The following is a 23,947-nucleotide window of genomic DNA, read 5'->3' on the forward strand; positions in this document are numbered from 1 at the left end:
ACACCCAGGAGTCCGACCCGCGCGTCGTCTGACCCGTTCCCCCCGCACCGACGCCCCGGTGCCGTCCGGCCCGGGGCGTCGGTGCGGGGGGAACGGGTCAGACGACGCGCGGGTCGGACTCCTGGGTGTCGTCCTCGGGGATGTGGACGTCCTGGACGGTCACGTTGATCTCGGCGACCTCCATGCCGGCGATGTGCTGGATGGCGTCGGCGACGGCGGAGCGCACGTCCTCGGCGACCTTCTGCAGCGGCGCGGGGTACTCGGCGACGATGGTGATGTCGGCGGCGACCTGGCGCTCGCCGACCTCGACCTTGACGCCCTGGCCGCGGTCGTCGTTGCCGATCGCGTTGCGGATGGCGCCGATCGCTCGGGCCGCTCCTCCGCCGAGGGCGTGGACGCCCGGGACCTCGCGCGCGGCGATGCCGGCGACCTTGGCGATGACGCCGTCCTCGATCACGGTGCGTCCGGATCCGGTGCTGGTCTGACGGGTGGTGGTCGCGGTGGTCTCGGCCATGGTCTCCTCTTTCGCTCGGGGCCCGATCGCTCGATCAGGCGGGGTATGCAGGTAGGACGCTCCGTCGACGCCGAACGTCACGGTCGGATCCGGCCCGCCCAGGCAACTGCCAGAGAGGCGGGCCGGGCCGGGCCGGTCCTCTCAGGAACGCGGTCGACGCCCGTCGATTCGCCCTCGGCCCGGTGCTGTGGTGGCATGGAGCCGTGACCGACGCGACCGCCCCGCAGGCGCCCCTCCCCGATCGGACGGCCGCGCGCATGCGCCCGCGCGCCCTGCTCGTCCTGGCCCTGATCGGCGCGGTCGGCGGGACCCTGTCGGGCGCGTTCGGCGTCGGCGGCGGGATCGTGATGGTGCCGATGCTGATCGCGTGGGCCGGGATGGACCAGCGCCGCGCCTCCGCCACCTCGCTGCTCGCGATCGCTCCGACCTCGGTCGCCGGAGCGTTCGGCTACGCCCTCGCCGGTCAGGTCGCCTGGGTCCCGGCGGCGGTGATCGCGGCCGCGGCGATGCTCGGGGCGGTGGCCGGATCCTGGCTGCTCGCGCGGCTGCCCCTCGGCGTGCTGCGCTGGATGTTCGTGGCGCTGCTCGTGGCCGCGGCGGTGCGGATGGCCGTGTTCGGCTCGAACGACACCGGCGACGTCGCCGAGGGCTGGGGCGTGTGGCCCGGATTCGCCGGGCTCGGCATCGGGATGGGCGTCGCCTCCGGCCTCTTCGGCATCGGCGGCGGAGCGATCGCCGTGCCGGTCCTGGTCGGCGCCTTCGGGCTCGCGGACCTCCTGGCCAAGGGCACCTCGCTCGCCGCGATGATCCCGACGGCGGTCACCGGCTCGATCGCGAACGCCCGGCGCGGCCTGCTCGACGTGCGGGCGGGTCTCGTGGTCGGGCTCACCGCCACGGCGTTCTCCTTCGCCGGAGTGGCGCTCTCCTTCCTCCTGCCGGCGCGCGTGTCCGGGATCCTCTTCGCGGTCCTCCTCCTGCTCGCCGCGGTGCAGCTCGCCCTCCGCGGGCGGCGCCGCTGAGCCCTGCACGACGCGGACCCCCGCCGTCAACGCCCTGTCCGATCCGTCGCAGACGCTCGTAGCGTCGTCGCGATCGGGCGCGGGCCCGGAGGGGCGGGAGCACGATGGAGCAGCAGCAGCGCGAGCAGCAGGGCCGGCAGCAGCGGCGAGGGGGCGGCGCGAGCCTGCACCGGGACGTCGCACCCGGAGTGCACCGGCTCGAGCACGCCTGGACGAACCTCTACCTGATCGAGGAGGCCGGCCGGCTGACCGTCGTCGACGCCGGACTCCCGAGGACGTGGCCGCACCTGGTCCGCGCGCTGGAGGTGCTCGGCCGCTCGCTCGGCGACATCGACGCCCTCGTGCTGACCCACGCGCACTTCGACCACCTCGGCGTCGCCCGCAGCCTCGTCCGGCGGGGCGTCCCCGTGCACCTGCACGCGGCCGACCAGCCGCTCGCCGCGCAGCCCTACTCCTACCGCCGCCAGCGCACGCCGTTCGTGTACCCGCTGCTGCACCCCTCCGCGATCCCGGTGCTCGGAGCGATGGCCCGTGCGGGCGCGCTCGCGGTGCCGCCCGTGCACGGGACCCTGCCGCTGACCGCCGGAGCGGTGCTCGACGTGCCCGGGTCGCCCCGCGTGCTCGCGACTCCGGGGCACACCGACGGGCACGTCTCGCTGCACCTGCCCGAGCGCGACGCGGTGATCGGCGGAGACGCGCTGGTCACGCTCGACCCCTACTCCGCGCGCACCGGCCCGCACCTGGTCGCGCGCGCCGCCACCGCCGACACGGCGCAGTCCCTCGACTCGCTGCGGGTCCTCGCCGGGACCGGGGCGCGGACCCTCCTCCCCGGCCACGGCGCGCCCTGGCGCCTGGGTGTCGCGGCGGCGGCCGAGCTCGCGGCGCGGACGCCGATCGCCTAGGGCGCGCCGCCGCAGGCCGCTCAGAGGCCGGTGGCCTGCCTCTCCGAACGACCCCGCTCCAAAGCCGTGGCACCATCGGAGGTGATGTCGATCCCCGGTCCCGCATGAGCGCGGTCAGCTACCAGGCCGCGTCGATCCCCCTCCGCCTGGCCAGCGCCGGCATGGTCGTCGCCCTCCCCGTCCTCGCCGTCGAGCGTCTCGGCGACGTCGCGCTCGGCGGTGCCCTGACCGGAGCGGCGCTCTTCCCCGCCGTGATCGCCGCGCCGCTCGTCGGCACGGTGCTCGACCGGGTCTGCCGCCCCCGCCGGCTCCTGGTCGGCGCCGCGCTCACGACCGCCGTCGCCTTCGCGGTCGCCGCCTTCCTCGGCGAGGTGCCGACGCCGCTCATCGTGGTGCTGCTGCTCCTCGCGGGGCTCGCGACGCCCGTCTACATGGGCGGCATGTCGAGCTTCGTCACGAGCGCCATCCCGGAGCCGCGCCGCGCCTACGCGCAGGACTCGCTCTCGTACACGGTCGCCTCGATCAGCGGGCCGGCGATCGTGGGCCTCGCGGTCGGAGTCGGGGGAGCGCGGACCGCGATGCTCGCCATGGCGGTCCTCGCCCTCATCGGCGTCGTCGGGTCGCTCGGCCTGGCGATGGAGGCCCGTCCGGCGCCGACCGTCGGCGTGCTGCGGACGATCGTCGCGGGCGTCACCCACCTCGTGCGGCACCGTCCGATCGCGGTGGTCACCTCGGCGGGCACCCTCAGCCAGGTCGCGGGCGGAGCGGCGGGAGTCGCGGCGATCAGCCTCTCGGTGGAGCGGCTGGGCAGCACCGACGCCGCCGCGTGGATCCTGACCGCCTTCGCCGTGGGCGGCCTGCTCGGCGCCCTCGCCGTGGCGGCCCGCCGCTGGACCCGCCGTCCGCCGGCGTGGACCATGGGCGCCGCCTACATCGCGACCGGCGCCGTCCTCCTGGTCGCCGTCCCCGACCTGGGCATCGTCGTGGCGGTCGCCGCCTTCGCGGTCGCCGGCGTCTTCACGGCCCCCTCGAACGCCGCGATGCTGCTGCTGCGCGACCAGGAGAGCCCCGCCGCCGTCCGCTCGCAGGTGTTCACGATCGGCGCGGGGCTGCGCTCCGCCGCCGCGGCCGTCGGCGCCGTGCTGGCGGGAGCGGCGTCCGGCCTCGGAGCCTCCTGGCTCGTCGCGGGGATCGCCGTGGTCTGGATCGGCTCCGGCCTGCTGCTGCGCCTGTTCCCCGCGCGCGACCGCGACTGACACCGGCCGCGCGCGGAGCGCTCGGCGGGACCGGCACCGCCGCGCGCGGGGATCGCGATCAGGCCGCGACGCCCGCCAGCGTGCCCGTGCTCGGCCCGTTCGGGTCGGTGATCATGCAGTTGATCGTGCGGTCGCCCGTGCCCCAGCTCTCGGCGGTCGGGTAGTAGTAGCTGAAGTCGTACGCCGAGTCCTGGTAGCCGATCCCGGTGAACGACTCGAACGCCGTGACGCAGTCGGTCTCGGCCTGCTCCGTCGCGACGGACTCGCCCGGGTACTCGTCGGCGTCGGCCATCGTCAGGTTCTGGAACACCTCGTAGACGTGCGGGTCGGTGCAGGGCACGGTCGGCACATCGGTGACCTCGGTCGCCTCCTCGCTGAGCTCGCCGTTCAGGCAGTCGCCCACGCGCAGCTGGAAGACGTCGGTCGTCCCGCCCTCGGTGATCTCCCCGGTCTCGTCGTCGCGGGTCTCGCCTCCCATCAGGCCGTTCAGGCCCGAGCAGCCGGTCAGGCCGAGGGTGAGGGCTGCGCCGGCGGCCAGGACGAGGGCGGTTCTGCGGCGGTTCATGACGACTCCCGGGATCTGCTGCACGGAGGTGTTCCTGTGACGGCTCCCAGGCTAGGGGTGCAGGGCATCCGTCCCGAGGGGGATGCACTCGATCCGGATCTCCACTTTCCGGAGTAGCGGACGCTCAGCCCGGTCCGGTCGAATGGGGTCATGGCTCAGAAGACGGTCGCAGACCAGCTCATCGCTCAGCTCATCGACGCCGGCGTCTCCCGCATCTACGGGATCGTCGGCGACTCGCTGAATCCGATCGTCGACGCGGTGCGCCGCAGCGGCGGCTCCGAGAAGGGAGGCATCGACTGGATCCACGTGCGCAACGAGGAGGCGGCCGCCTTCGCCGCCGGCGCGGAGGCGCAGCTCACCGGGCGCCTCGCCGTCTGTGCCGGCAGCTGCGGCCCCGGCAACCTGCACCTCATCAACGGCCTCTACGACGCGCACCGCTCCTCCGCCCCGGTGCTCGCCATCGCGAGCCACATCCCGAGCAACGAGATCGGCTCGTCCTACTTCCAGGAGACGCACCCGGACAGGCTCTTCGTCGAGTGCTCGAACTACCGCGAGCTGATCTCGACCGCCGCCCAGGCCCCGCGGGTCGTCAACGCCGCGATGCGCAGCGCGGTGGCGCTCCGCGGAGTCGCCGTGGTCACCCTCCCCGGCGACATCGCCGAGCTGGAAGCGGTGGACGGCTTCCCCGCGTTCGTGCTGCCGTCGACGCCCGTCCTGGTCCCCGCCGACGCCGACGTCCGCGCCCTCGCGGCCGCGATCGACCAGGCGCGGACCGTCGCGATCTTCGCGGGCGCCGGAGTGCAGAACGCGCACGACGAGGTCGTCGCCTTCGCCGAGCTGGTGGGCGCGCCCGTCGGGCACAGCCTGCGCGGCAAGGAGTGGATCCAGTACGACAACCCCTACGACGTCGGCATGACGGGCCTCCTCGGCTACGGAGCGGCGCACGCCGGCATGCACGACGCCGACCTGCTCCTCCTCCTCGGCACCGACTTCCCCTACGAGCAGTTCCTCCCCGACGCCTCGAAGGTCGTGATCGCTCAGGTCGACAGCGACGCCTCGAAGCTCGGGCGCCGCGTCAGCGTCGCGCACCCCGTCCACGGCGACGTGGCGGCGACCCTCACCGCGCTGACCCCGCTCGTGCAGCGGAAGGACCACCGCTTCCTCGACAAGACGCTGAAGAAGCACGAGAAGCTGGTCACCGGAGTCGTCGGGAAGTACACCGAGGTCGGCACGCGCAGCCCGATCCACCCCGAGCTCGTCGCGTCCACGCTCGACGGCCTGCTCTCCGAGGACGCGATCGTCACCGCCGACACCGGCATGGGCAACGTCTGGCAGGCCCGCTACATCACCCCCAACGGGAAGCGGCGCCTGCTCGGCTCGTACATGCACGGCTCGATGGCGAACGCGCTGCCGCAGGCGGTCGGCGCGCAGCTCTCTCACCCGGGGCGCCAGGTCGTCTCGCTGAGCGGCGACGGCGGGCTCTCGATGCTGATGGGCGAGCTGGTCACGGTCGCCGCCTACCGGCTGCCCGTGACGATCGTCGTGTTCAACAACTCCACGCTCGGGCTGGTGAAGGTCGAGATGCTGGTCGACGGCTTCCCGGACTTCGCTGTCGACGTGCCGATGGTCGACTACGCGAAGGTGGCGGAGGCGATCGGCATCCGCGGCATCCGCGTCGAGGACCCGCGCGACGTGGAGGAGGCCCTCCGCTCGGCTCTCGCCGACGGCGGCCCGGTCCTCGTCGACGTGGTGACGGATCCGCTCGCCCTCTCGCTCCCGCCCACGATCACGGGCGCGCAGGTGAAGGGCTTCGCGCTGGCGGTCTCGAAGATCGTGATGAACGGAGGAGCGGGCGAGGCCGTCGCGCTGGCCCGCACCAACATCAAGCACGCCCTCCGATGATCGACGCCCGGGCGCTCGCGAGCGGCACCTGGTTCGTCCGGGGCTCCTCGCTGCCGCTCTGGCGCTCGCGGTCGGGGGTGGCGATCACGTACGCGCCGCTCCCGACCGGCGGGATCGGCGACGTCGTCAGCTGGCGCGGCCGCACGCGCTCGCACTACGTGGTCGGGATCGACACCCCCGACCCGCACGATCCGTCCGGCTTCCGCTGGCGCGGCGTCGAGCCGCTGACCCTCCTCGCCCGCAGCCGCTGGTCGTTCGTGGCCGCCGACGAGGAGGCGGGCTGGGCCCTCACCCGCTTCGCCCGGACGCCGTTCACGCCCGCCGGCGTCGACGTGTACGTCCGCGAGCCGCACCCGGCCCGCGGCGTCCTCGCGGCGGCGCTCGCCGCCTGCGCCGCCGACCCGCGCACGTCCGCGCTGCGCCCGCGCCTCTTCGAGGTCGCGCCCTGACTCCTGAGCGCGCGCCCTCCCGTGAGGCGTCACGAACGGTCGTCATCCCGCTCGGATGACGACCGTTCGCGACCCCTCGGCGGTCGTCGATGCGGGGACCGTTCGGCGAGTGCTCGTCGCAGGCGCTCGACGGAGCGCTCGGGGTGGGGGACGAACTCGGCGCCGACGATGCGGACGACGCGGACGCCGATCGAGGCGAGGTCGTCGTAGCGGCCGAGGTCGCGCGCGAAGCGCCGGTTGCTGGTGCGGTGACCGTCGCCCTCGTACTCCCACGCGACCCGCTCCGCAGGGTACCAGCCGTCCGGCCGCCCGACGAAGACCCCGTCGGAGTCGAACAGCGGCTCCTGCAGCACCGGCTCCGGGAGGCCCGCCCGCACCGAGGCGAGCCGGAACCGCGACTCCTGCCGCGAGTCCGCCCCGTCCCGCACCAGAGCGAGCGCGGCGCGGAGCCGCACCGAGCCCCGACCGCGGAAGGACGACACGCGCTCCCGCAGGTCGGGCAGCGGCACCCAGGGCCGTCGATCGGCCGGATCGCCGACGACCGGCGTGCGCACCAGCGCGTCGCCCACCGCGACGAGGTCGTCCGGCTCGAGGAGCGCGGAGAGATGGCAGAAGAGCGAGGCCGGATCGGTGAGGGGCAGTCCGCGGCGCAGGACGCGGCGGACGTCGGGATCGGCGAGGGCGTGGCCGACGACGTTCCGGTGCCGGGGAGCGCGTCCCGGCCGGCGGACGCTGACGTGCACCGGCTCGTCCGCAGCGGCGGGCGGGAGGTCGAGCGGCCAGAGCCGCGCCGCCGTCAGGTGGCTCAGGAGAGCCTGCGGACCGACCAGCGCGAGGAGCGCCTGCGCGCGCAGGCGCAGGTCGGGGTCGGGGTCGGCGGTGCGGACCCCGTGGAAGGGCCGGTGGAGGTCGGAGCTGCGGAGCCGCCCGCGGCTCAGTCCGCTCGCGCGAGCGTCAGCGACGGTGAAGGCGCGGCCGCGGAGTCCGATCGGAAGGGGCGAGGGATCGTGCATCCGGCCACTGTCCCGCCTCCCGATCCTCGTGAACCGGTTCTCCACAGGTCGGATCCTGCGCCCTTCCCGCTCGACCGCGTCCAGGCGTCACGAACGGCCGTCACCCTGCCCGGATGACGACCGTTCGTGACCCCTCGGCGGGCCCCTGAAGCCTGCCGGGCGCGTCACTCGCCGAGCGTGATCGCCTGCGCCTCGACGAGCTCGGGCTCGGGCTCGTGGGCGTCGGCGCGGGCCAGGGTGCGGCGTCCCAGCAGCACGATCAGCGCGGCGACGGCGACGGCTCCGGCTGCGGCGTACATCGGGAAGGCCGGCGAGATCGCGGCGGCCAGGGCGGAGGCGGCGGGCGGGGCGATCGCGCCGCCGAGGAAGCGGACGCCGGAGTAGGCGGACGAGGCGACGGAGCGGGGCAGGTCGGTCGCCTCCATCACGCACTCGGTGAGCACCGTGTTGACGACTCCGAGCAGCAGGCCGCCGACGATGATGCAGACGATCAGGCCGACACGGGACGAGATCACGAGGCCGCCGGCGATCAGGTCGAGCGCGAGCAGAAGCAGCACCGAGCGCAGCACGACGGTGCGCGGGAGGCGCCGGGTGAGCAGCGGAGCGACGAACACGGAGGTGATCGCCACGCCCAGGCCCCAGCCGAAGAACGTGAAGCCGAGGCCCATCTCATCCAGCCCGAGCGGGTAGGGCGTGTAGGCGAGCAGCACGAAGAAGCCGATGTTGTAGAACAGGGCGGCACCCGCCAGCGTGCGGATGGCCGGGACCTTGAGGGCCGCGAAGGGCGCCGAGAGCGGAGTCGGAGCGGGCTTGGGGCCGTCCTCGCGCAGGAGCGTCGCGATGGCGATGAAGCCGACGGCCATCAGCACGGCGGTCCCGAAGAACGGACCGCGCCACGAGACGCTGCCGAGGAGCCCGCCGAGCAGCGGGCCGACGGCGATGCCGATGCCCAGTGCGGCCTCGTAGAGCACGATCGCCGCGGAGGAGCCTCCGCTCGCTGCGCCGACGATGGTCGACAGGGCGGTCGAGATGAACAGGGCGTTGCCGAAGCCCCAGCCCGCGCGGAAGCCGATGACGCCCTCGACGCTGCCCGCCGTGCCGGCGAGCGCGGCGAACACCACGATCAGCACCAGGCCGATCATGAGGGTCTTCTTGGCGCCGATGCGGCTGGAGAGCCAGCTGGTGAAGAACATCACGACGCCGGTGATGACGAGGTAGCTCGTGAAGAGCAGCGAGGTCTCGGTCGGAGTCGCCTGCAGGCTCTCGGCGATGGCCGGGAGGATCGGGTCGACCAGGCCGATCCCCATGAAGGCGATCACCGCGGCGAAGGCGACGGCCCAGACGGCCAGCGGCTGCTTCAGGATCGAGCCCTGGGCGGGCGAGTGGGGGGAGGTGGTCACGGCGTGGAGCCTTTCTCGGGGGAGGAGGGGACGGGGGTGCCGGCGATCCGGGCGACGCGGGCCTCGACGAGGGTCGCGGCGCGCTCGAGGGCGAGGCGGTCGTCCTCGTCGAGGTCCTCGAACAGCGGGGCCAGGGCGGCCTCGAGGCGGAGCCGGTGCTCGGCGAGGGCGTCGAAGCCGGCGGGAGTGCCCTCGATCAGCCAGGCGCGGCCGTCGCCGGCGTCGTGGACGCGGCGGATCCAGCCGGCCTCGTCGAGCCGGGCGATGATGCCGGTCATCGTCGGCTGGGTGACGCGGACCCGCTCGGCGAGCTCGCCGAGGCGGGAGGGGGAGGCGGTGCGCAGCTCGGCGAGCGTCGACCAGACGGCTCCGGACTGCGCGCCGAGCCCGGTCGCGCCGCTCGCCCGGCCCGCGAACCGCGTGAGGGCGGTGGCGGCGGAGGCGAGACGCACGGGGGCACTGGGATCGGGCACGAGAAACAATATAGCACGCCTATGTAGTTCGGTCGAGGGCGCTTCGAGTCCACCCTCCATCGGGCGCACTCACTGACGTTCTCCTCCGCTTCTGTGACAGGATCGTCCGTATTCGCGCGTCCACTCCCGCGATCACCGACGGAAAGAGAAGTCATGTCCCCCAGCGAGCACGACGTCGTCGTGATCGGAGCCGGTGCCACCGGACTCACCGCGGCGCTCCGGCTGCAGCAGCACGGCCTCGACGTCGTCGTCGTCGAGGCGCGCGAGCGGGTGGGCGGTCGGCTCGAGACCCGCGTGGTCGACGGGCAGCTCCTCGAGCTCGGCGGCCAGTGGGTCTCGCCGGACCAGACGGCGCTCCTCGAGACCCTCGACGAGCTCGGCCTCGGCACCTACTCCCGCTACCGCGAGGGCGAGAGCGTCTACATCGGCGCCGACGGCTCCGCCCGCCGCTTCACCGGCGACATCTTCCCGGGGAGCGAGCGCACCGAGTCCGAGATCTCCCGCCTGATCGAGGTGCTCGACCGCCTCGTCGCCGAGACGGATCCGGCGGCGCCGTGGACGCACCCGCTCGCCCGCGACTACGACCGCATCACCTTCGCCGCATGGCTGGAGCAGCAGAGCGACGACGAGGAGGCATGGGCCAACATCGCCCTCTTCCTCGCCGACGCCATGCTCACCAAGCCGGCGCACGCCTTCTCCCTCCTCCAGGCGCTCCTCATGGCCGCGAGCGCGGGGAGCTTCAGCAACCTGGTCGACGCCGACTTCATCCTCGACAAGCGCGTGATCGGCGGCCTCCAGCAGGTCCCGGAGCGGCTCGCCGAGCGCCTCGGCGCCGAGCGCGTCCTGCTCGGGCACCCGGTCCGCTCCGTCCGCTACGGCGACGACGGGGTCGAGGTGCGCGCCGACGGCGTCGTCCTCCGCGCCCGCCGCGCGATCGTCGCCGTGCCGCCGAACCTCGTCGGCCGCATCTCGTTCGACCCGCCGCTCCCGCGCCTGCGGCAGCAGGCCCTGCAGCACCAGTCGCTCGGCCTCGTGATCAAGGTGCACGCCACCTACGCCACGCCCTTCTGGCGCGCCGACGGCCTCTCCGGCACCGCGTTCAGCCCGCACTCGCTCGTGCACGAGGCCTACGACAACTCGAACCACGGGGAGGAGCGCGGCACCCTGGTCGGCTTCGTCTCGGACGAGAAGGCCGACCGCGTGCTCGCGCTCGACGAGGCGGTGCGGAAGGCCGCGATCCTCGACTCGCTCGCCGCCTACTTCGGCCCGGCCGCGCTCGATCCGGTCGTCTACTACGAGAGCGACTGGGCATCCGAGGAGTGGACGCAGGGCGCGTACGCCGCGAGCTTCGACCTGGGCGGGCTGACCCGGTACGGCGCGCTGCAGCTGGAGCCGGTGGGTCCGCTCCGCTTCGGCACGAGCGACCTCGCCGCCGAGGGCTACCAGCACGTCGACGGCGCCATCCGCGTCGGCAGGCGCCTGGCACAGGAGATCATCGACGAGGACGGCGCGACCGCACCGGCCCCCCAGCGCGAAGGAGCACAGCCCGCATGAGCACCCACTACGCCGTGATCGACCCGGCCACGGGGGAGACCCTCCGCGAGTACCCGACCCTCGGCGACGCCGAGCTGACCGCGGCGATCGGCTCGGCGCAGGACGCCTACTCCTCGTGGTCGCGAACCGTGCCCGTCGCGACCCGCGCGGCGCTGATCGCCCGCGTGGCAGAGCTGCACGTCGAGCGCGCCGACGAGCTCGCGGCGATCATCGTCCGCGAGATGGGCAAGCCGCTCGACCAGGCGCAGGGCGAGGTCGGCTTCGCCGCCGACATCTACCGCTACTACGCCGAGAACGGCGAGGCCTTCCTCGCCGACGAGCCGATCGAGCTCGCCGAGGGCACCGGCTCCGCGCTGATCCGCCGCGCCGGGCTGGGCGTGCTGCTGGGCATCATGCCGTGGAACTTCCCCTACTACCAGGTGGCCCGCTTCGCCGGCCCGAACGTGGTCGCGGGCAACACGATCCTGCTCAAGCACGCGCCGCAGTGCCCGGAGTCGGCCGCCGCCATCGCCGACATGTTCCGCACCGCGGCCGAGGAGCTGGGTGCGCCCGCCGGCGTCTACGTGAACCTCTACGCCACGAACGAGCAGGCCGCGACCGTCATCGCCGACCCCCGGGTCCAGGGCGTCTCCGTCACCGGTTCCGAGCGGGCCGGCGCGGCCGTCGCGGAGCTCGCGGGCCGCCATCTGAAGAAGGTCGTGCTCGAGCTCGGCGGCTCCGACCCGTTCGTGCTCCTGTCGACCGACGACCTCGACAAGGCGGTCGAGGACGCGGTCGCCGCGCGCCTGGACAACAACGGCCAGTCCTGCAACGCCGCGAAGCGCTTCATCGTGATCGACGAGCTGTACGACGCGTTCGCCGAGAAGTTCACGGAGGCGTTCACCCGCGCCCAGCCGGCCGATCCGTTCGCGGAGGGCACCCTCCTCGGCCCGCTCTCCTCCTCCGCCGCGACGGAGCGACTCGAGGCGCAGCTGGCGGCCGCGCGCGAGCAGGGGGCCACCGTCCGCGCCAGCGGCGAGGTGACCGGCAACTTCTTCCCGCCCGCCGTGCTCGAGGGCGTCACGCCCGAGATGGACGCCTACCGCGAGGAGTTCTTCGGCCCCGTCGCCGCGCTCTACCGCGTCCGCGACGAGGACGAGGCGATCGCCCTCGCGAACGACACCCCCTACGGCCTCGGCTCCTACCTCTACACGACCGACCAGGAGCAGGCGCTGCGCCTGGCGGACCGGATCGACGCGGGGATGGTCTGGATCAACCTCGTCCTCGGCGACGCGGCCGAGCTGCCCTTCGGCGGCGTGAAGCGCTCGGGCACCGGCCGCGAGATGGGCCGCCCCGCCCTCGAGGAGTTCGTGAACAAGAAGCTCATCCGCATCGCGTGAGACGGGCGCGGGCCGGGCCCCGGAGTCGATCCGGAGCCCGGCCCGCAGCCGCTCGGCCTGCGCCCGCTCACTTCTTCGTCAGCGACGACTCCTTGTGCGCGGCCTTCGCGTCGGTCTTGTCGCTCTGCACGATCCAGTAGGGCTCGTCGTCCGAGGCGTTGAACTTCTGCCCCTCGAACTGGAACTCCTTCGTCTTCTTCTCGACCAGCTCGCCGTGGGTCTCGCCCTGCGAGGTGTTCCAGCTGATCTTGTCGCCCTTCTTCACGAGGCGGCTCCTCTCTCTCGGTCGCGCCGGAGCGCGGTGGTCCCCTCGCGCGGAAGCGCGATGGTGGTGGTGACGTCGACGATCGCCGGAGCGGCGGGCGCCGACGAGAAGCCGAACCGCACGGGCGGCGAGAGCGGGCGCAACGGGCCGAGGTCCTCCTCCGCCAGCACCGCGTGGACGCCCTCGACGCGGCGGATCGCCCGCACGCCGTAGTACTCGCGGCGTCCGTGCCCGGCCGACCCGGCCGTGCCGACCCCGCGGACGAGCAGGGAGGCGACCGGCGAGATCGCGGTCAGCCATGCCGGGTGCTCGGCGAGCGGCCGCGGAACGATCCGCAGCAGCCGGCCGAGCGGAGTGAGACCGCCGAGCTCCAGGCGCACCGCGAGCGGTCCGGCCGAGACGGACAGGCCGCCCGCGATCCTCCGCCACGACACCGGCGCGATCCGCACCTCGTCGAACGCGTACGTCGACCCGATGAAGTCCGCGACCTCGCGGGTCGGTGCGATCAGGAGGCGGTGGCCGTCGCCGTCCTCGACCATCGCGTCCGCGAACGGGCCGAAGGGGGTGTCCACCCAGAGGCCCAGCACGATCCTCGTGCCCGAGGACGTGCCGAACCCCGCGATGCGCCCGCCGAAGCGGAGGAGCCGCGGGGTCCGGCCGGTCATCAGGAGGCCGAGCGCAGCAGCGTGAACGAGCCGTCGCGGACGATCAGCGTGGTGACCTCGCCCTCGACGACCTGCTCCGGGTCGCTCGAGGCGGCCAGCGTCCACTCGGCGCCGGGCGCCTCGGGAACGGTGAACTCGACGCCGTTCTCCGCCGCGTTCAGCAGCAGGGCGAAGCTCGCGCTGCCCTCGTGCTCGAACACGAACGTGATCGAGCGGGCGTCGGGGTTGTCCCAGTCCTCGTCGGCGAAGCCCTGCGCGTCGGAGCGGAGGATGTCGACCGTGTCGGGGCCGCCGTCGCCGGGGGCGCGGCGGAACCACTTCGGGCGCAGCGCCGGCTCCGCGGCGCGGAGGGCGATCAGCTCGCGGGTGAAGGCGATCAGCTCGCGGTCCGCGTTCTCCCAGTCGAACCACGAGATCTCGTCGTCCTGGCAGTAGGCGTTGTTGTTGCCGCCCTGCGTGCGGGCGATCTCGTCGCCGCCCAGGATCATCGGCACGCCGGCCGAGAGCAGCAGCGTCGCGAGGAAGTTGCGGCGCATGCGGTCGCGGCGCTCGTTGACCGCCTCGTTCTCGGTCGGGCCCTCGGCGCCGTTGTTGGAGGAGCGGTTGTCGCTCTCGCCGTCGTTGTTGTCCTCGCCGTTGGCCGCGTTGTGCTTGCGCGAGTACGCGGTGAGGTCGGCGAGGGTGAAGCCGTCGTGCGCGGTGACGAAGTTGATGCTGGAGACCGGCGAGCGGCGGTCGGCCTCGTACACGTCGGGGGAGCCGAGGACGCGCTGCGCGGTCGTGCCGAGCACCGAGTCGGCGCCGTTCCAGAAGTCGCGCACGTCGTCGCGGAACTTCCCGTTCCACTCCGACCAGTCCGCGGGGAAGCCGCCGACCTGGTAGCCGGCGGTGTCCCACGGCTCGGCGATCATCTTGACGGGCGCGAGCACCGGGTCCTGCGCGATCAGGTCGAGGAAGGCGCTGTGCACCTCGGCCTCACCGGTCTGGCGGGTGAGGGTGGTGGCGAGGTCGAAGCGGAAGCCGTCGATGTGCATCTCGCTCACCCAGTAGCGCAGCGAGTCCATGATCAGGCCGAGCGCGGCCGGGTGCGCGACGTTGAGGCTGTTGCCGGTGCCGGTGGTGTCGAAGTAGTTCGCGCGGTCCTCCTCCACCAGTCGGTAGTAGGAGCCGTTGTCGATGCCCTTGAACGAGAGGGTGGGGCCCTTGTCGTTGCCCTCGGCGGTGTGGTTGTAGACCACGTCGAGGATGACCTCGAGGCCGGCCTCGTGGAACGCCTTGACCATGGCCTTGAACTCGTCGACCTGCGAGCCGTCGTCCCCGGCGTGCGAGTACTCGTTGTGCGGCGCGAAGAAGCCGAGGGAGTTGTAGCCCCAGTAGTTGCGCAGGCCCTTCTCCTCGAGGTGCGAGTCCTGCACGAACTGGTGCACGGGGAGCAGCTCGACCGAGGTCACGCCCAGGTCGGTGAAGTGCTTGATCGCGGCGGGGTGCGCGAGGCCGCGGTAGGTGCCGCGGATGTCCTCGGGCACGTCGGGGTGCAGCTTCGTGAAGCCCTTCACGTGCACCTCGTAGACGACGGTCTCCTCGAGCGGGATGCGCGGCGCGGTGTCGCCGCTCCAGTCGAAGGAGTCGGGGTCGGTGACGACGCAGCGGGGGACCGCGTGCGCGGAGTCGGCGTCATTGCGGGAGTCGGCGTCCTCGTAGAACTGGCCGAAGACGTCCTCGGACCAGGTGTACGAGCCCTCGATCGCAGTGGCGTGCGGGTCGAGGAGGAGCTTGGCGGCGTTGTGGCGGAGGCCGTTGGCGGGGTCCCAGGGGCCGTCGACGCGCAGTCCGTAGCGGGTGCCGATGCCCATCTCGGGGACGAGGCCGTGGAAGACGTGGCCGGTCCGCTCGGTGAGGGCGACGCGGGTCTCTGCTCCGGACTCGTCGAAGAGGCAGACCTCGACGCTGTCCGCGGTCTCGGAGTAGACGGCGACGTCGGCGCCGGCGTCGCCGCGGAGGGAGACGCCGAGGGGATACGGGAAGGAACGGGGGGATGCGGGCATGCGTCCATCCTGACCGGGCGGCTCCGGGAGCTTCGCGCCCTTGTCGCCGCGCCCGCCTCCCGCTAATCTTCCAGGCCCTCCCTTCGACACGGCGCCCTCCGCGGGCATATAGTCAGCTGGCTTACTAAATCGTCGGAGGAGAGCGTCGTGCGCAACCGCAAGTGGATCGGGCTGGTCGTCATCAGCCTCGGAGTGGCGACGATCATCGTCGACTCGACCATCGTCAACGTCGCCATCCCGTCGATCGTCGCCGATCTCGGGATCACCTCGACCCAGGTGCAGTGGGTGCAGGAGTCGTACACGCTCGTGTTCGCCGCGCTCCTGCTCGTCTTCGGCACCCTCGCCGACCGCTGGGGCCGGCGGCGGATGCTGATCGTCGGCGTCTCGCTCTTCGCGCTCTCCTCCGTCGCGGCGGCCCTCGCTCCGACCGGCGACCTGCTGATCCTCTCCCGGGTCGTGCAGGGCGTCGGAGGAGCGATGGTGCTGCCGACGACCCTCTCGCTGATCAACGCCACCTTCCGCGGGCGCGAGCGCGCCATCGCCTTCGCCGTCTGGGGCTCGACCATCGGCGGCATGACCGCGGTCGGCCCGCTGCTCGGCGGCTGGCTCACCACCGACTTCTCCTGGCGCTGGGCGTTCGGCATCAACATCCCGCTCGGCGTGATCATCGTGGTCGGAGCGCTGCTGTTCGTCGACGAGTCGCGGCAGCCCGACGGGCGGAGGGTCGACCTCGTCGGCGCCGCGCTCTCGATCATCGCCTCCGCCTCCCTGGTGTTCGCCCTCATCGAGGGGCGCACCCTCGGCTGGTGGGGCGTCGACGAGCGCCTGAGCGTCGGCGGCTGGAGCTGGCCGCTCGGCCTCTCGCCGGTCCCGATCGCGTTCGCCGTCGCGGTGCTCGCCGGGGTCGCCTTCGTCCTCTGGGCGCGGGCCCGCGAGCGCGCCGGGCGCTCGGCGATGCTCGCGATCGGGCTCTTCCGCCTCGCCTCGTTCCGCAACGGCAACCTCGCCGCGATGATCGTCTCCCTCGGCGAGTTCGGGATCATCCTGGCGCTGCCGATCTGGCTCCAGAGCGTCCTCGGCTACACGGCCGTGCAGACCGGCCTGGTGCTCCTCGCGCTCGCGCTCGGCTCCTTCGTCGCCTCGGGCTTCGCCGGCGCCTTCGGCAACAGGGTCGCGCCGGTGCTGATCGTGCGGGTGGGCCTCGCGGCCGAGATCGTCGGCGTCGCGGGCATCGGCCTGGTCGTCTCCGACTCCACTCCGTGGTGGGCCCTCGTCCCGTTCCTCGCCGTCTACGGCTTCGGCGTCGGCCTCGCGACGGCGCAGCTGACCGGGGTCGTGCTCCGGGACGTGCCCGTCGAGCTCAGCGGGCAGGGCTCGGGTACGCAGTCGACCGCGCGGCAGGTCGGCTCGGCGCTGGGCATCGCCGTGCTCGGGACGATCCTCTACACCTCGACCGCGGGGGTCCTTACGACCTCCCTCGAGCAGCAGGGCCTCCCCGCGGAGCAGGTCGCGAGCACCGTCGACGCGGTGGTCGACTCCTCCGGTGCGGCGATCGCGGGGCTGGCCGCCTCACCGGCCACCGCCGACGCGGCCCGGGCGGCGGGCGAGGCGTTCTCGGACGGCACCCGCTACGCGGCCTTCGCCGCCGCCGGGTTCCTCGCCGTCGGCTTCCTGGCCACGCTCTCGCTCGGCCGCCCGGCAGAGGAGGAGGAGCCGGAGGTCAGCTCAGCGGAGCCGAGTCGTCGGCGGTGAAGACGATCTTGCCGATCGTGCGGTCGGCGCCGGTCGCTCGGCGCGACAGCACGTCGACGACGTCGCCCAGCGGATGCACGGCGCCCGGCCGGGGCCGCAGCTCGCCGGAGGTGGCGAGCGAGACCGCGCGCCCGATCCGCTCCGCCGTCGCCACCACGATCATGTTGCGCACCCGCGGGCGGTCGCGGCGGACGAGGCCCGTCGCCTGCGAGACCAGCGCCGGACCGCTCGGCACCAGCGTCGCGATGCGCCCGCCCTCGGCCAGGAGGATCGCCGCGTCGTCGACCGGCAGGTGGCCGGAGACGTCGACGACCACGTCGAAGCGGCCGCCCAGCACGCCGAGGTCGAGCGCGCGGTAGTCGTGCGGCTCGGCGCCGAGCGAGCGGAGGAGGTCGGCGGAGGCGGCCGAGCCGGTGGCCGCGACCGTGCAGCCGGCCCGCACCAGCAGCTGGATCGTCGGATCGCCGATGGCTCCCGAGCCGCCGCTGACGAGGACGCGCTCGCCGGCGCGCACGTGCAGTGCGTCCACCAGGCCCACCGCGGTGCCGCCCGACATCGCGAGCGTGACGGCCTCGACGAAGCCGAGGGAGTCGGGCATCGGGACGAGCGAGCGGCTGCGCGCGATGGACGCGTCGGCGAAGGCGTCGCCGTCGCGGGTCATCCCCACCACGCGGTCGCCGATCGCGACCGAGTGCGACCCCGGGCCGAGCGCCTCGACGGTGCCGGCGATGTCGAGGCCGAACCCGTAGGGACGGGAGCGGCCGACGGCCATGATCCGCGCGGAGCCGGACAGGATCTTCTCGTCGGTCGCGTTGATGCTCGCCGCGCGCGTGCGCACCAGGACCTCGCCGCGACCCGGCATGGGCACCGGCGCTTCCCGCCACGAGAGCAGATCGGGCCCGCCGAACCTGTCGTACCCGAGTCGTCGCATGTCGCTCCCGTCGTCCGTGCCAGCCCCCCGAGCCTAGGGCGTGGCCGCTGAGCGGAGGCGTCGCGGGAGCCCGGCGGAACCCCCTCCGGTGCCCGCGGGCCCGGTGCTACCGTGGCGGCCATGAGCGCAGACGACAGCCCCGAGTTCGCAGGCTTCGAGGCCACCCCCTCCACCGATGCGGAGAAGGCCGACGACGTCCGTCCCGCCGACGCCGAGGTCGAGGAGAAGACGACGGCCGACGAGAGCCGCGACCCGGACCACGGCTACGACCCGATGAGCGAGAGCGGCTCCGAGAACGCCCCCGAGGACGAGGTCGGCCCCCGCGAGGACGAGGAGGGCCTGCTTCCCCCCGGCAGCACCGCCGAGGGAGCCGGCACCGCGCTCGGCGCCGACGCCGTCGAGGGCGGCGAGCCCCTGGGCGAGAACGCGAGCGCAGGCACCCCCGGCCAGCTCGCCGACGAGCGCTGGCGCACCAACGGCATCAACCCGCTGGGTTGAGCCTCCTTCCGCGGCGGCCGGCTACCGCCGCGGTAACGACCACCGCCGGAGGCGAACCGTCGAAACGCGTTCCAGCGTTTCGGCGTAGCCGGTCGCGACTCGCTCCACCTGCCCGGCCACTCCTGGGAGCCGACCGCGCCGCGGCGGGCGGGGACCGCCGCGGGAGTGAACACCGCCGTGAGGCGAACCGTCGAAACGCGTTCCAGCGTTTCGGCGTAGCCGGTCGCGACCCGCTCCACCTGCCCGGCCACTCCTGGGAGCCGACCGCGCCGCGGCGGGCGGGGACCGCCGCGCAACAAACACAGCTGGCGTTCCGGTTGCTCGGAGGAGGAGCAGGGGTGGGCGCCGTAGCGTTCCGGGAGCGCGGCACGCCGGTCGCGCGGACGGGGAGTCCCATGTCGTTGTTCCTGAACCGCACTCGTGAGGTCCGATGGACCGAGGACGAGAGGCGGGCGCTGGCCGAGGCGGTGGCGGAGGACCGGGCCGACGCCTGGCGCGGAGTGGGTGCGCTCGATCGCACCGTCGTCGTCTCGACCGAGGATCCCGGCGTCCGCGGCGGCGCGCGCTGGCCCACCGATCACCGTGCATTCCTGCGCGTGGACCGCGGCGCCTCCGTGGTGCTCGCTACCGACGGGCTGAGCGATCCCTTCGACCGGCTCGCGCATCCCGGCACAGGTCTCGGCCTCGAGCTGTGCCTCGAGACGTCCGCCGTCCGCGGCGTCCCCACCGCCGAGCTCTGGAACCACTGGCACTTCCGCCTGCTGTACGAGGCCGCCCGACGGGCCGCCCTCCAGGGGGTGTGCTGCCGCAGCTCCCTCGACACGGCGCGGCTCGCGAACGTCGCGGCGCCGCCCGCCTGGACCGATGAGCAGGGCACCGTCGGTGTCCTCCTGGGCCTGCGCAGCCCCGGCCTGCCCGAGCGGCTCGACCTGGCGACCGGTCACGCCGACCTGGTCACCCTTACGCCGCTGCGGCCGCAGGAGCACGCCCGGGCCTCGGTCGACGCAGGCGCCCGTGCCGAGATCGCCGAGCGCCTCCGGGCCCTGCCGCACGAGGAGCTCGTGCACACGGCCCGGCCGCTCGTGGTCTGAGGAGCGTCGCGGGTCAGGAGCCCTCGGCCGGCTCCGGCACCACGGTCATCTCGCCGGTGTTGTTCGCGCTCGCGATGAACTGCTCGATCCACAGGCGGTTCAGCGACGGCCGCTTGCTGCCGTGGAACCGGAAGTGCAGCGGAGTCGTCGGGTGCACCCAGACGGAGCTGCGGCCGTAGCCGGACGACTCCGGCTCGCTCCAGGAGAGGCTGAACGACTCGTTCCGCCGCATCTTGGTGAACATCGCGACCTTGAGGTGCGCGAGGAGCCGGTCCTCGAAGTCGATCTCGAGTGATTGCGGTCCGTAGATCAGTCGTCCCATTGTCTCCGCCGTGAAGTGGTGCCGACGCGCCGGAGTCCCGGACGGCGTCGCGGGCTCCGTGAGCTCGGGAGCCGCCACGGAGAGGATACCGATCCTGCGGCCCGGAGGGGTGACACGGCTTTCGCCTCCGCCGGCGGGGCGGAATCACCCCGTCAACGACGGACGCCCCGCCGACCGGATCCGGGGATCCTGGTCGACGGGGCGTCGGAAGTCGGAGATTACTCGCCGACGCCGCGGATGTTCGCGGCCTGCGGGCCCTTGCGGCCCTGCTCGACGTCGTACTCGACGTGCTGGTTCTCGACGAGCTCGCGGTAGCCCTGCTTCGCGATGGCGGAGAAGTGCGCGAACACGTCGGCGCCTCCGTCGTCGGGAGCGATGAAGCCGAAGCCCTTTTCGGAGTTGAACCACTTAACGGTGCCAGTAGGCATTTCTTTTCCTTATGTGTTAATGACGCCGACCGGGGCCGGCGTCGTCAGAGTCCGCACGAGTGTGCGGTACCCGCTCGACTCGGCCTCCGCGGGTGAAACACGCGTCTGCCGGAGTCGTCCGGGTCGTCTAGGGGCTGAGCTCGCGCCTCCGGGGGAGGGCGGCTCTGCGGGGGAGAACGTCCCGCGGACCGGGCGAGCCGGTGGAGCGGGGGTCGAACGAGGAACGGCGCGGCTTCCGCGGCGTCCTGTGAAGGGCGGTACCCACGTGCGAGGCGGGCGTTCGAACCGGACGACCGAGGACGATGCTCTCGGTCGGTGCGGTCTCTATCAGGGGCTGAGTCTCTTCGTCGTCGTGCGACTTCTCAGCCGTGGAATTCGGGCGATCGCCCAGGAGATGTCTCGACTCTACGGGATCACGGCCCCCGAGCGCGACCGCCCGCGTCATACGGCGCGCCGATCCGCGTGCGCTGGACGGCCGGAAGGCCCGCTGGAGTGGGTCGCGGTGTGCCACGATACGACTCGGAACGCGCCGACCCCACCGCCGACGCCGCGGTGCTGCTGCGCGAGCAGCGGGAGGTCGGCGTGCTCTGCGCTCGGCGGGCCGGCGGGGTGCTCACCGCCGCCTCAGCCCTGCACCTGCTCGCCCTGACTCCGGCCCAGCTGCTGACGGTGGTGCCGAGCGCCGCGCTGCTCGTCGTCTCGGCGCTCGTGCAGCTCGCGCCCAGCCGGTCCGTCGCGACGGGGGCGAGGGCGGTCGCCCTCGGGCTCGCGCTGGACGTCGCGGCGCTCGTCGCGTTCCTCTCGCCGGACGTCGACGCCTCCCTCCGAGCCATCCTGAGCGGGATCACGATGCTCACCTCGATGGCGCTGCCGTGCGCGATGCTCGCCGTCGGCGCCTGGCGGGGCCTGCCCTGGGCCGCGGTCCTGGCGCTGCTCCCGGTCCTGGTCCTCGGGGCGGCGACGACGGGGGCGTCCGGGCGCGCGCCGTTCGTCCTCCTCTCGATCGTCGTCTGCTGGGCCCTGCTGCTGACGGCCGCCCGCTGGCTCGCGGGCAGCGTCGCGCGGGCCCACGTCGGCACGGCCCGTCTCCGGAGGGCCCAAGACGCCGAGCGCCGCTCCAGCGAGACCGAGTCGCGGCACCGCGCCGACGCGCGGCTCATGCACGACACCATCCTGGCGACCCTGACGCTCGTGGCCCATCGGGGCGAGGGAGTGCCGGCTCCGGTGCTGCGCGACCGGGCGGCCGCCGACCTCGCGCTCCTGCGCGGTGTGGAGGCGGTGGACGAGCCGGAGCCGGCCTCCGGCGTCCGGCTGCCCGAGCCGCTCGCCGCGCTCGGTCGGCGGTCGGCGGAGGTCGGCGTCGAGGTGCGCTGGCACGGCGGTGCCCAGCCGCGGATCCGTGCGGAGGTGCTCGACGCCCTGGTGCGCGCGACCGGGGAGTGCCTCGAGAACGTGCGCCGTCACTCCGGGGCAGCGCTGGCGCACGTGAGCGTCGCGGAGGAGGCGGGCTCGCTCCGCGTCGTCGTCACGGACGAGGGGCGCGGCTTCGATCCGGCCGCGGTGCCGCCGGGGCGCCTGGGCCTCGCGGAGTCCGTCGTCGGCCGCGTCGAGGCGGTGGGCGGCACGGTCCGGGTCTTCTCGGCGCCGGGATCCGGCGCGACCGTGCTGCTGAGCGTGCCGCTGCTGAGCGTGCCGCTGTGAGCGGGACGCGGCAGGAGGAGGGGCCGGAGGACGGGACGCTCCTCGAGCTGGTCCGCGCGGCGGATCGGAGCCCCGGAGCGCTGTGGAGCATCCGCGAGCGCCTGACGCGGCCGAACCGCCTGAGCGGGAGCTACCTCGGGCTGGGCTTCCTCACCATGGCGGTGATGCTCGACATCCGCGGACTGATCTCGTACCTCTGGTCCCTCGACGCCCGGTCCGCGACCTGGGTGAGCGGTCTCTCCTGGCTGCTCGTGATCGCCGCGAGCGCGGCGGGGGCCGCGATCGCCCTGCGCCGCCACGGCGAGCTGCCGCGCCGGGCCTTCGCGGGCGTCCTCGGCGTCGACGTGATCGCGCTGCTGCTCGAGTTCGCCGACCACGCGCTGCCCACTCCGGCACCGATGTACTACCCGTCGGTCTGCGTGGGAGTGGGCGCGGGCGTGATCGCGCTGATCACCTTCCAGCCGCTCTCGCGCTCGTTCTTCGCCCTCGTGGTCCTGGTCGCGCTCGCGGCGCTCGGACTCGTCGGCCAGGCGCTGCTCGGCGACGGAGGCGCCGCCCTCGCGGTGGGCAACGTCCTCCTCGCCACCGCGCCGGCGGCCGTGTGCGTCGTCGTGCTGACCGCGCTCGACCAGTACGTGCGGCGCACGCTCGACCGGAGCCTGGCCGACAGCACCGTCCACGCGGCCGACGGCGACGAGTTCACCCAGGTGGACGCGCGCATCGAGGAGCTCCTCGAACGGGTCCGGACGCCCGGGCTCCTGGACGAGGAGCTGGGCGAGCGGGCGCGCGTGCTGGGAGACGAGCTCCGGGTGGCGCTCGCCCGCAGCCACGACCGCACCTGGCTGCGCATCGCCGTGGAGGAGTCGGCGCTGCTGTCCTCCGCGGTCGCGGTGGACGATCCCGGAGGTGCCGCCGCGCTGCTGCCCCCGCTCGACCGCTCGCGCCTGCTCTCGGTGCTCTGGCTGCTCACCGCCCCCGCGGGGAGGACTCCGCTCGCCGTCCGCCTGGAGCCGGGCCAGGGCGGCGGGGTGGAGCTCGCCCTGGTCGCCGCGGGCATCCGCACCCGCGACCTCGACCGCTCGGTCTGGGGCATCCTCAGCGAGCTCGGCGAGTACCGCACGACGACCGACCACGGCGCGACGAGGATCCTCGTCGCCCACCGGCCCCGGAGGAGGACGACGACATGAGCGACGAGCCCGCGATCACGCTGGCCATCCTCGACGACCACCCGATCCTGCTGGCGGCGCTGGCGGAGTGGATCCGCCGCTCGGGCACGGACATCCGCGTGGCGGCGACGGCCGGCACCTGGACGGACCTGCTCGCTCACCCGGCCTTCCCGACCGACGTGGTGCTGCTCGACATCGACCTCGGCGACGAGCTCGACCTCGCCATGAAGATCCGGATCATCGCGGCCGCCGGCGCCGCCACAGTCATCATCAGCACGCACTCCGAGCCGGGGACGATCAGCCGGGCGCTCGAGGCCGGGGCGCACGGCTACGTGGTCAAGAGCGAGCGGACCGAGACGATCCTCGCGGCGATCCGGGCGGCGGCGCGCGACGAGCGCTTCCTGACGGCGCAGACGCGGGAACTGCTGGGGGCGGACCGTCCCGGCACCCTCACGCACCGCGAGCGCGAGATCGTCCGCCTCTTCGTCGACGGGATGCCGTTGAAGCAGGTCGCGACGCTCCTGGGCATCACCCTGGACGCTGCGCGGAGCTCGCTGCGCAGCGCCCGGGGCAAGTACCGGGCGGAGGGGATCGCCGTGAGCACGAAGATCTCGCTCCGCCGCCAGGCGCTGCGCGACGGGATCGTCGAGCGCTAGA

Annotated in this window: 24 protein-coding genes; 13 read left to right on the plus strand and 11 right to left on the minus strand. The window is 73.5% G+C overall.

The features are described 5' to 3' along the window. Positions 1 to 97: 97 nt before the first annotated feature. Positions 98 to 514: an Asp23/Gls24 family envelope stress response protein gene (locus C5C39_RS11575; protein WP_104283097.1), complete on the minus strand. Its 417-nt coding sequence runs from the start codon at positions 512 to 514 to the stop codon at positions 98 to 100. Between the two features lie 203 nt (positions 515 to 717). Between C5C39_RS11575 and C5C39_RS11580 the strand changes: the two genes are divergently transcribed. The 3 genes from C5C39_RS11580 to C5C39_RS11590 all read left to right on the plus strand — a co-directional run bounded on the left by C5C39_RS11580 (position 718) and on the right by C5C39_RS11590 (position 3,691). Continuing rightward, entirely contained in the window at positions 718 to 1,533 is an 816-nt protein-coding gene (locus C5C39_RS11580; protein ID WP_104233037.1) for a sulfite exporter TauE/SafE family protein, read from the plus strand. 104 nt (positions 1,534 to 1,637) lie between these two features. Further along, the gene (locus C5C39_RS11585) at positions 1,638 to 2,435 is read left to right on the plus strand and encodes an MBL fold metallo-hydrolase (protein WP_104225146.1); all 798 of its coding nucleotides are present in this window, start codon (positions 1,638 to 1,640) and stop codon (positions 2,433 to 2,435) included. Positions 2,436 to 2,539: 104 nt separating this feature from the next. Beyond that, positions 2,540 to 3,691 carry an MFS transporter gene (locus C5C39_RS11590; protein ID WP_104353426.1) on the plus strand — a complete coding sequence of 384 codons (1,152 nt, stop codon included), beginning with the start codon at positions 2,540 to 2,542 and terminating at the stop codon, positions 3,689 to 3,691. A 58-nt stretch (positions 3,692 to 3,749) separates the two neighbouring features. Here the strand turns inward: C5C39_RS11590 and C5C39_RS11595 are convergent, their stop codons facing one another. Continuing rightward, positions 3,750 to 4,280, minus strand: a complete 531-nt coding sequence (locus C5C39_RS11595; RefSeq protein WP_244230582.1) for a septum formation family protein — start codon at positions 4,278 to 4,280, stop codon at positions 3,750 to 3,752. 126 nt (positions 4,281 to 4,406) lie between these two features. On the opposite strand from C5C39_RS11595, the gene C5C39_RS11600 reads away from it, so the two are divergent. Beyond that, positions 4,407 to 6,158: a pyruvate dehydrogenase gene (locus C5C39_RS11600; protein WP_104226089.1), complete on the plus strand. Its 1,752-nt coding sequence runs from the start codon at positions 4,407 to 4,409 to the stop codon at positions 6,156 to 6,158. Continuing rightward, entirely contained in the window at positions 6,155 to 6,607 is a 453-nt protein-coding gene (locus C5C39_RS11605) for a hypothetical protein (protein WP_104225142.1), read from the plus strand. The genes C5C39_RS11600 and C5C39_RS11605 overlap by 4 nt, the downstream gene beginning before the upstream one ends. 29 nt (positions 6,608 to 6,636) lie before the next feature. Here C5C39_RS11605 and C5C39_RS11610 read toward each other — a convergent pair whose 3' ends face one another. From C5C39_RS11610 to C5C39_RS11620, 3 genes are all read right to left on the minus strand, one after another. After that, positions 6,637 to 7,620 carry a hypothetical protein gene (locus C5C39_RS11610; protein ID WP_104353427.1) on the minus strand — a complete coding sequence of 328 codons (984 nt, stop codon included), beginning with the start codon at positions 7,618 to 7,620 and terminating at the stop codon, positions 6,637 to 6,639. A gap of 164 nt (positions 7,621 to 7,784) precedes the next feature. Continuing rightward, entirely contained in the window at positions 7,785 to 9,020 is a 1,236-nt protein-coding gene (locus C5C39_RS11615; protein WP_104225140.1) for an MFS transporter, read from the minus strand. Then, positions 9,017 to 9,493: a MarR family winged helix-turn-helix transcriptional regulator gene (locus C5C39_RS11620; RefSeq protein ID WP_146084654.1), complete on the minus strand. Its 477-nt coding sequence runs from the start codon at positions 9,491 to 9,493 to the stop codon at positions 9,017 to 9,019. Before C5C39_RS11620 ends, C5C39_RS11615 begins: the two co-directional genes overlap by 4 nt. A 153-nt stretch (positions 9,494 to 9,646) precedes the next feature. Between C5C39_RS11620 and C5C39_RS11625 the strand changes: the two genes are divergently transcribed. Beyond that, positions 9,647 to 11,047 (plus strand): NAD(P)/FAD-dependent oxidoreductase, encoded by a 1,401-nt coding sequence (locus C5C39_RS11625; RefSeq protein WP_104353428.1) that lies wholly within the window; start codon positions 9,647 to 9,649, stop codon positions 11,045 to 11,047. Further along, positions 11,044 to 12,426, plus strand: a complete 1,383-nt coding sequence (locus C5C39_RS11630; RefSeq protein ID WP_104226095.1) for an NAD-dependent succinate-semialdehyde dehydrogenase — start codon at positions 11,044 to 11,046, stop codon at positions 12,424 to 12,426. The genes C5C39_RS11625 and C5C39_RS11630 overlap by 4 nt, the downstream gene beginning before the upstream one ends. A 67-nt stretch (positions 12,427 to 12,493) precedes the next feature. On the opposite strand, the gene C5C39_RS11635 is transcribed toward C5C39_RS11630, so the two are convergent. The 3 genes from C5C39_RS11635 to glgX are packed head-to-tail and all read right to left on the minus strand — an operon-like array spanning position 12,494 to position 15,401. After that, complete coding sequence (locus C5C39_RS11635) at positions 12,494 to 12,691, minus strand: DUF2945 domain-containing protein (protein WP_056866275.1); 198 nt, start codon at positions 12,689 to 12,691, stop codon at positions 12,494 to 12,496. Then, a complete protein-coding gene (locus tag C5C39_RS11640; protein WP_104353429.1) occupies positions 12,688 to 13,356 on the minus strand; it encodes a hypothetical protein in 669 nt (222 codons plus the stop codon). The genes C5C39_RS11635 and C5C39_RS11640 overlap by 4 nt, the downstream gene beginning before the upstream one ends. After that, positions 13,356 to 15,401, minus strand: coding sequence for a glycogen debranching protein GlgX (glgX, locus tag C5C39_RS11645; protein WP_104353430.1), 2,046 nt, complete (start codon positions 15,399 to 15,401; stop codon positions 13,356 to 13,358). The genes C5C39_RS11640 and glgX overlap by 1 nt, the downstream gene beginning before the upstream one ends. 147 nt (positions 15,402 to 15,548) lie before the next feature. Here glgX and C5C39_RS11650 point away from each other — a divergent pair, with 147 nt between their 5' ends. Continuing rightward, on the plus strand, positions 15,549 to 17,153 hold the full coding sequence (locus C5C39_RS11650; RefSeq protein ID WP_104353431.1) for a DHA2 family efflux MFS transporter permease subunit: 1,605 nt from the start codon (positions 15,549 to 15,551) through the stop codon (positions 17,151 to 17,153). Here C5C39_RS11650 and C5C39_RS11655 read toward each other — a convergent pair. Further along, the gene (locus C5C39_RS11655; RefSeq protein ID WP_104267194.1) at positions 17,122 to 18,084 is read right to left on the minus strand and encodes an NADP-dependent oxidoreductase; all 963 of its coding nucleotides are present in this window, start codon (positions 18,082 to 18,084) and stop codon (positions 17,122 to 17,124) included. The genes C5C39_RS11650 and C5C39_RS11655 overlap by 32 nt on opposite strands. 120 nt (positions 18,085 to 18,204) lie before the next feature. On the opposite strand from C5C39_RS11655, the gene C5C39_RS11660 reads away from it, so the two are divergent. Both C5C39_RS11660 and C5C39_RS11665 read left to right on the plus strand, forming a co-directional pair. Beyond that, positions 18,205 to 18,582: a hypothetical protein gene (locus C5C39_RS11660; protein ID WP_146083927.1), complete on the plus strand. Its 378-nt coding sequence runs from the start codon at positions 18,205 to 18,207 to the stop codon at positions 18,580 to 18,582. Positions 18,583 to 18,977: 395 nt separating this feature from the next. Next, positions 18,978 to 19,673, plus strand: a complete 696-nt coding sequence (locus C5C39_RS11665) for a hypothetical protein (RefSeq protein WP_104238971.1) — start codon at positions 18,978 to 18,980, stop codon at positions 19,671 to 19,673. Between the two features lie 13 nt (positions 19,674 to 19,686). Here C5C39_RS11665 and C5C39_RS11670 read toward each other — a convergent pair whose 3' ends face one another. Both C5C39_RS11670 and C5C39_RS11675 read right to left on the minus strand, forming a co-directional pair. Further along, positions 19,687 to 19,995, minus strand: coding sequence for a hypothetical protein (locus C5C39_RS11670; protein ID WP_104226101.1), 309 nt, complete (start codon positions 19,993 to 19,995; stop codon positions 19,687 to 19,689). A gap of 218 nt (positions 19,996 to 20,213) precedes the next feature. Beyond that, a complete protein-coding gene (locus C5C39_RS11675; RefSeq protein ID WP_055786246.1) occupies positions 20,214 to 20,423 on the minus strand; it encodes a cold-shock protein in 210 nt (69 codons plus the stop codon). Between the two features lie 504 nt (positions 20,424 to 20,927). Here C5C39_RS11675 and C5C39_RS11680 point away from each other — a divergent pair. From C5C39_RS11680 to C5C39_RS11690, 3 genes are read left to right on the plus strand one after another with little or no spacing between them, the layout of a single operon-like run. Next, on the plus strand, positions 20,928 to 22,124 hold the full coding sequence (locus C5C39_RS11680; RefSeq protein ID WP_104353433.1) for a sensor histidine kinase: 1,197 nt from the start codon (positions 20,928 to 20,930) through the stop codon (positions 22,122 to 22,124). Continuing rightward, positions 22,121 to 23,311 carry a hypothetical protein gene (locus tag C5C39_RS11685; RefSeq protein WP_104353434.1) on the plus strand — a complete coding sequence of 397 codons (1,191 nt, stop codon included), beginning with the start codon at positions 22,121 to 22,123 and terminating at the stop codon, positions 23,309 to 23,311. The genes C5C39_RS11680 and C5C39_RS11685 overlap by 4 nt, the downstream gene beginning before the upstream one ends. Then, positions 23,308 to 23,946, plus strand: a complete 639-nt coding sequence (locus C5C39_RS11690) for a response regulator (protein ID WP_104353435.1) — start codon at positions 23,308 to 23,310, stop codon at positions 23,944 to 23,946. The genes C5C39_RS11685 and C5C39_RS11690 overlap by 4 nt, the downstream gene beginning before the upstream one ends. The last annotated feature ends 1 nt before the right edge of the window (position 23,947 follow it).

The sequence above is a fragment of the Rathayibacter sp. AY1F3 genome, assembly GCF_002931975.1.
Classification (GTDB): Bacteria; Actinomycetota; Actinomycetes; order Actinomycetales; family Microbacteriaceae; genus Rathayibacter.

What these genes read in the sequence shown, in the direction of transcription:
- C5C39_RS11670 (WP_104226101.1), bottom strand. Translation starts at nt 19,995, where the DNA reads ATGGGACGACTGATCTACGGACCGCAATCACTCGAGATCGACTTCGAG.
- C5C39_RS11605 (WP_104225142.1), top strand. Translation starts at nt 6,155, where the DNA reads ATGATCGACGCCCGGGCGCTCGCGAGCGGCACCTGGTTCGTCCGGGGC.
- glgX (WP_104353430.1), bottom strand. Translation starts at nt 15,401, where the DNA reads ATGCCCGCATCCCCCCGTTCCTTCCCGTATCCCCTCGGCGTCTCCCTC.
- C5C39_RS11660 (WP_146083927.1), top strand. Translation starts at nt 18,205, where the DNA reads ATGAGCGCAGACGACAGCCCCGAGTTCGCAGGCTTCGAGGCCACCCCC.
- C5C39_RS11690 (WP_104353435.1), top strand. Translation starts at nt 23,308, where the DNA reads ATGAGCGACGAGCCCGCGATCACGCTGGCCATCCTCGACGACCACCCG.
- C5C39_RS11655 (WP_104267194.1), bottom strand. Translation starts at nt 18,084, where the DNA reads ATGCGACGACTCGGGTACGACAGGTTCGGCGGGCCCGATCTGCTCTCG.
- C5C39_RS11625 (WP_104353428.1), top strand. Translation starts at nt 9,647, where the DNA reads ATGTCCCCCAGCGAGCACGACGTCGTCGTGATCGGAGCCGGTGCCACC.
- C5C39_RS11575 (WP_104283097.1), bottom strand. Translation starts at nt 514, where the DNA reads ATGGCCGAGACCACCGCGACCACCACCCGTCAGACCAGCACCGGATCC.
- C5C39_RS11600 (WP_104226089.1), top strand. Translation starts at nt 4,407, where the DNA reads ATGGCTCAGAAGACGGTCGCAGACCAGCTCATCGCTCAGCTCATCGAC.
- C5C39_RS11590 (WP_104353426.1), top strand. Translation starts at nt 2,540, where the DNA reads ATGAGCGCGGTCAGCTACCAGGCCGCGTCGATCCCCCTCCGCCTGGCC.
- C5C39_RS11630 (WP_104226095.1), top strand. Translation starts at nt 11,044, where the DNA reads ATGAGCACCCACTACGCCGTGATCGACCCGGCCACGGGGGAGACCCTC.
- C5C39_RS11640 (WP_104353429.1), bottom strand. Translation starts at nt 13,356, where the DNA reads ATGACCGGCCGGACCCCGCGGCTCCTCCGCTTCGGCGGGCGCATCGCG.
- C5C39_RS11610 (WP_104353427.1), bottom strand. Translation starts at nt 7,620, where the DNA reads ATGCACGATCCCTCGCCCCTTCCGATCGGACTCCGCGGCCGCGCCTTC.
- C5C39_RS11585 (WP_104225146.1), top strand. Translation starts at nt 1,638, where the DNA reads ATGGAGCAGCAGCAGCGCGAGCAGCAGGGCCGGCAGCAGCGGCGAGGG.
- C5C39_RS11665 (WP_104238971.1), top strand. Translation starts at nt 18,978, where the DNA reads ATGTCGTTGTTCCTGAACCGCACTCGTGAGGTCCGATGGACCGAGGAC.
- C5C39_RS11675 (WP_055786246.1), bottom strand. Translation starts at nt 20,423, where the DNA reads ATGCCTACTGGCACCGTTAAGTGGTTCAACTCCGAAAAGGGCTTCGGC.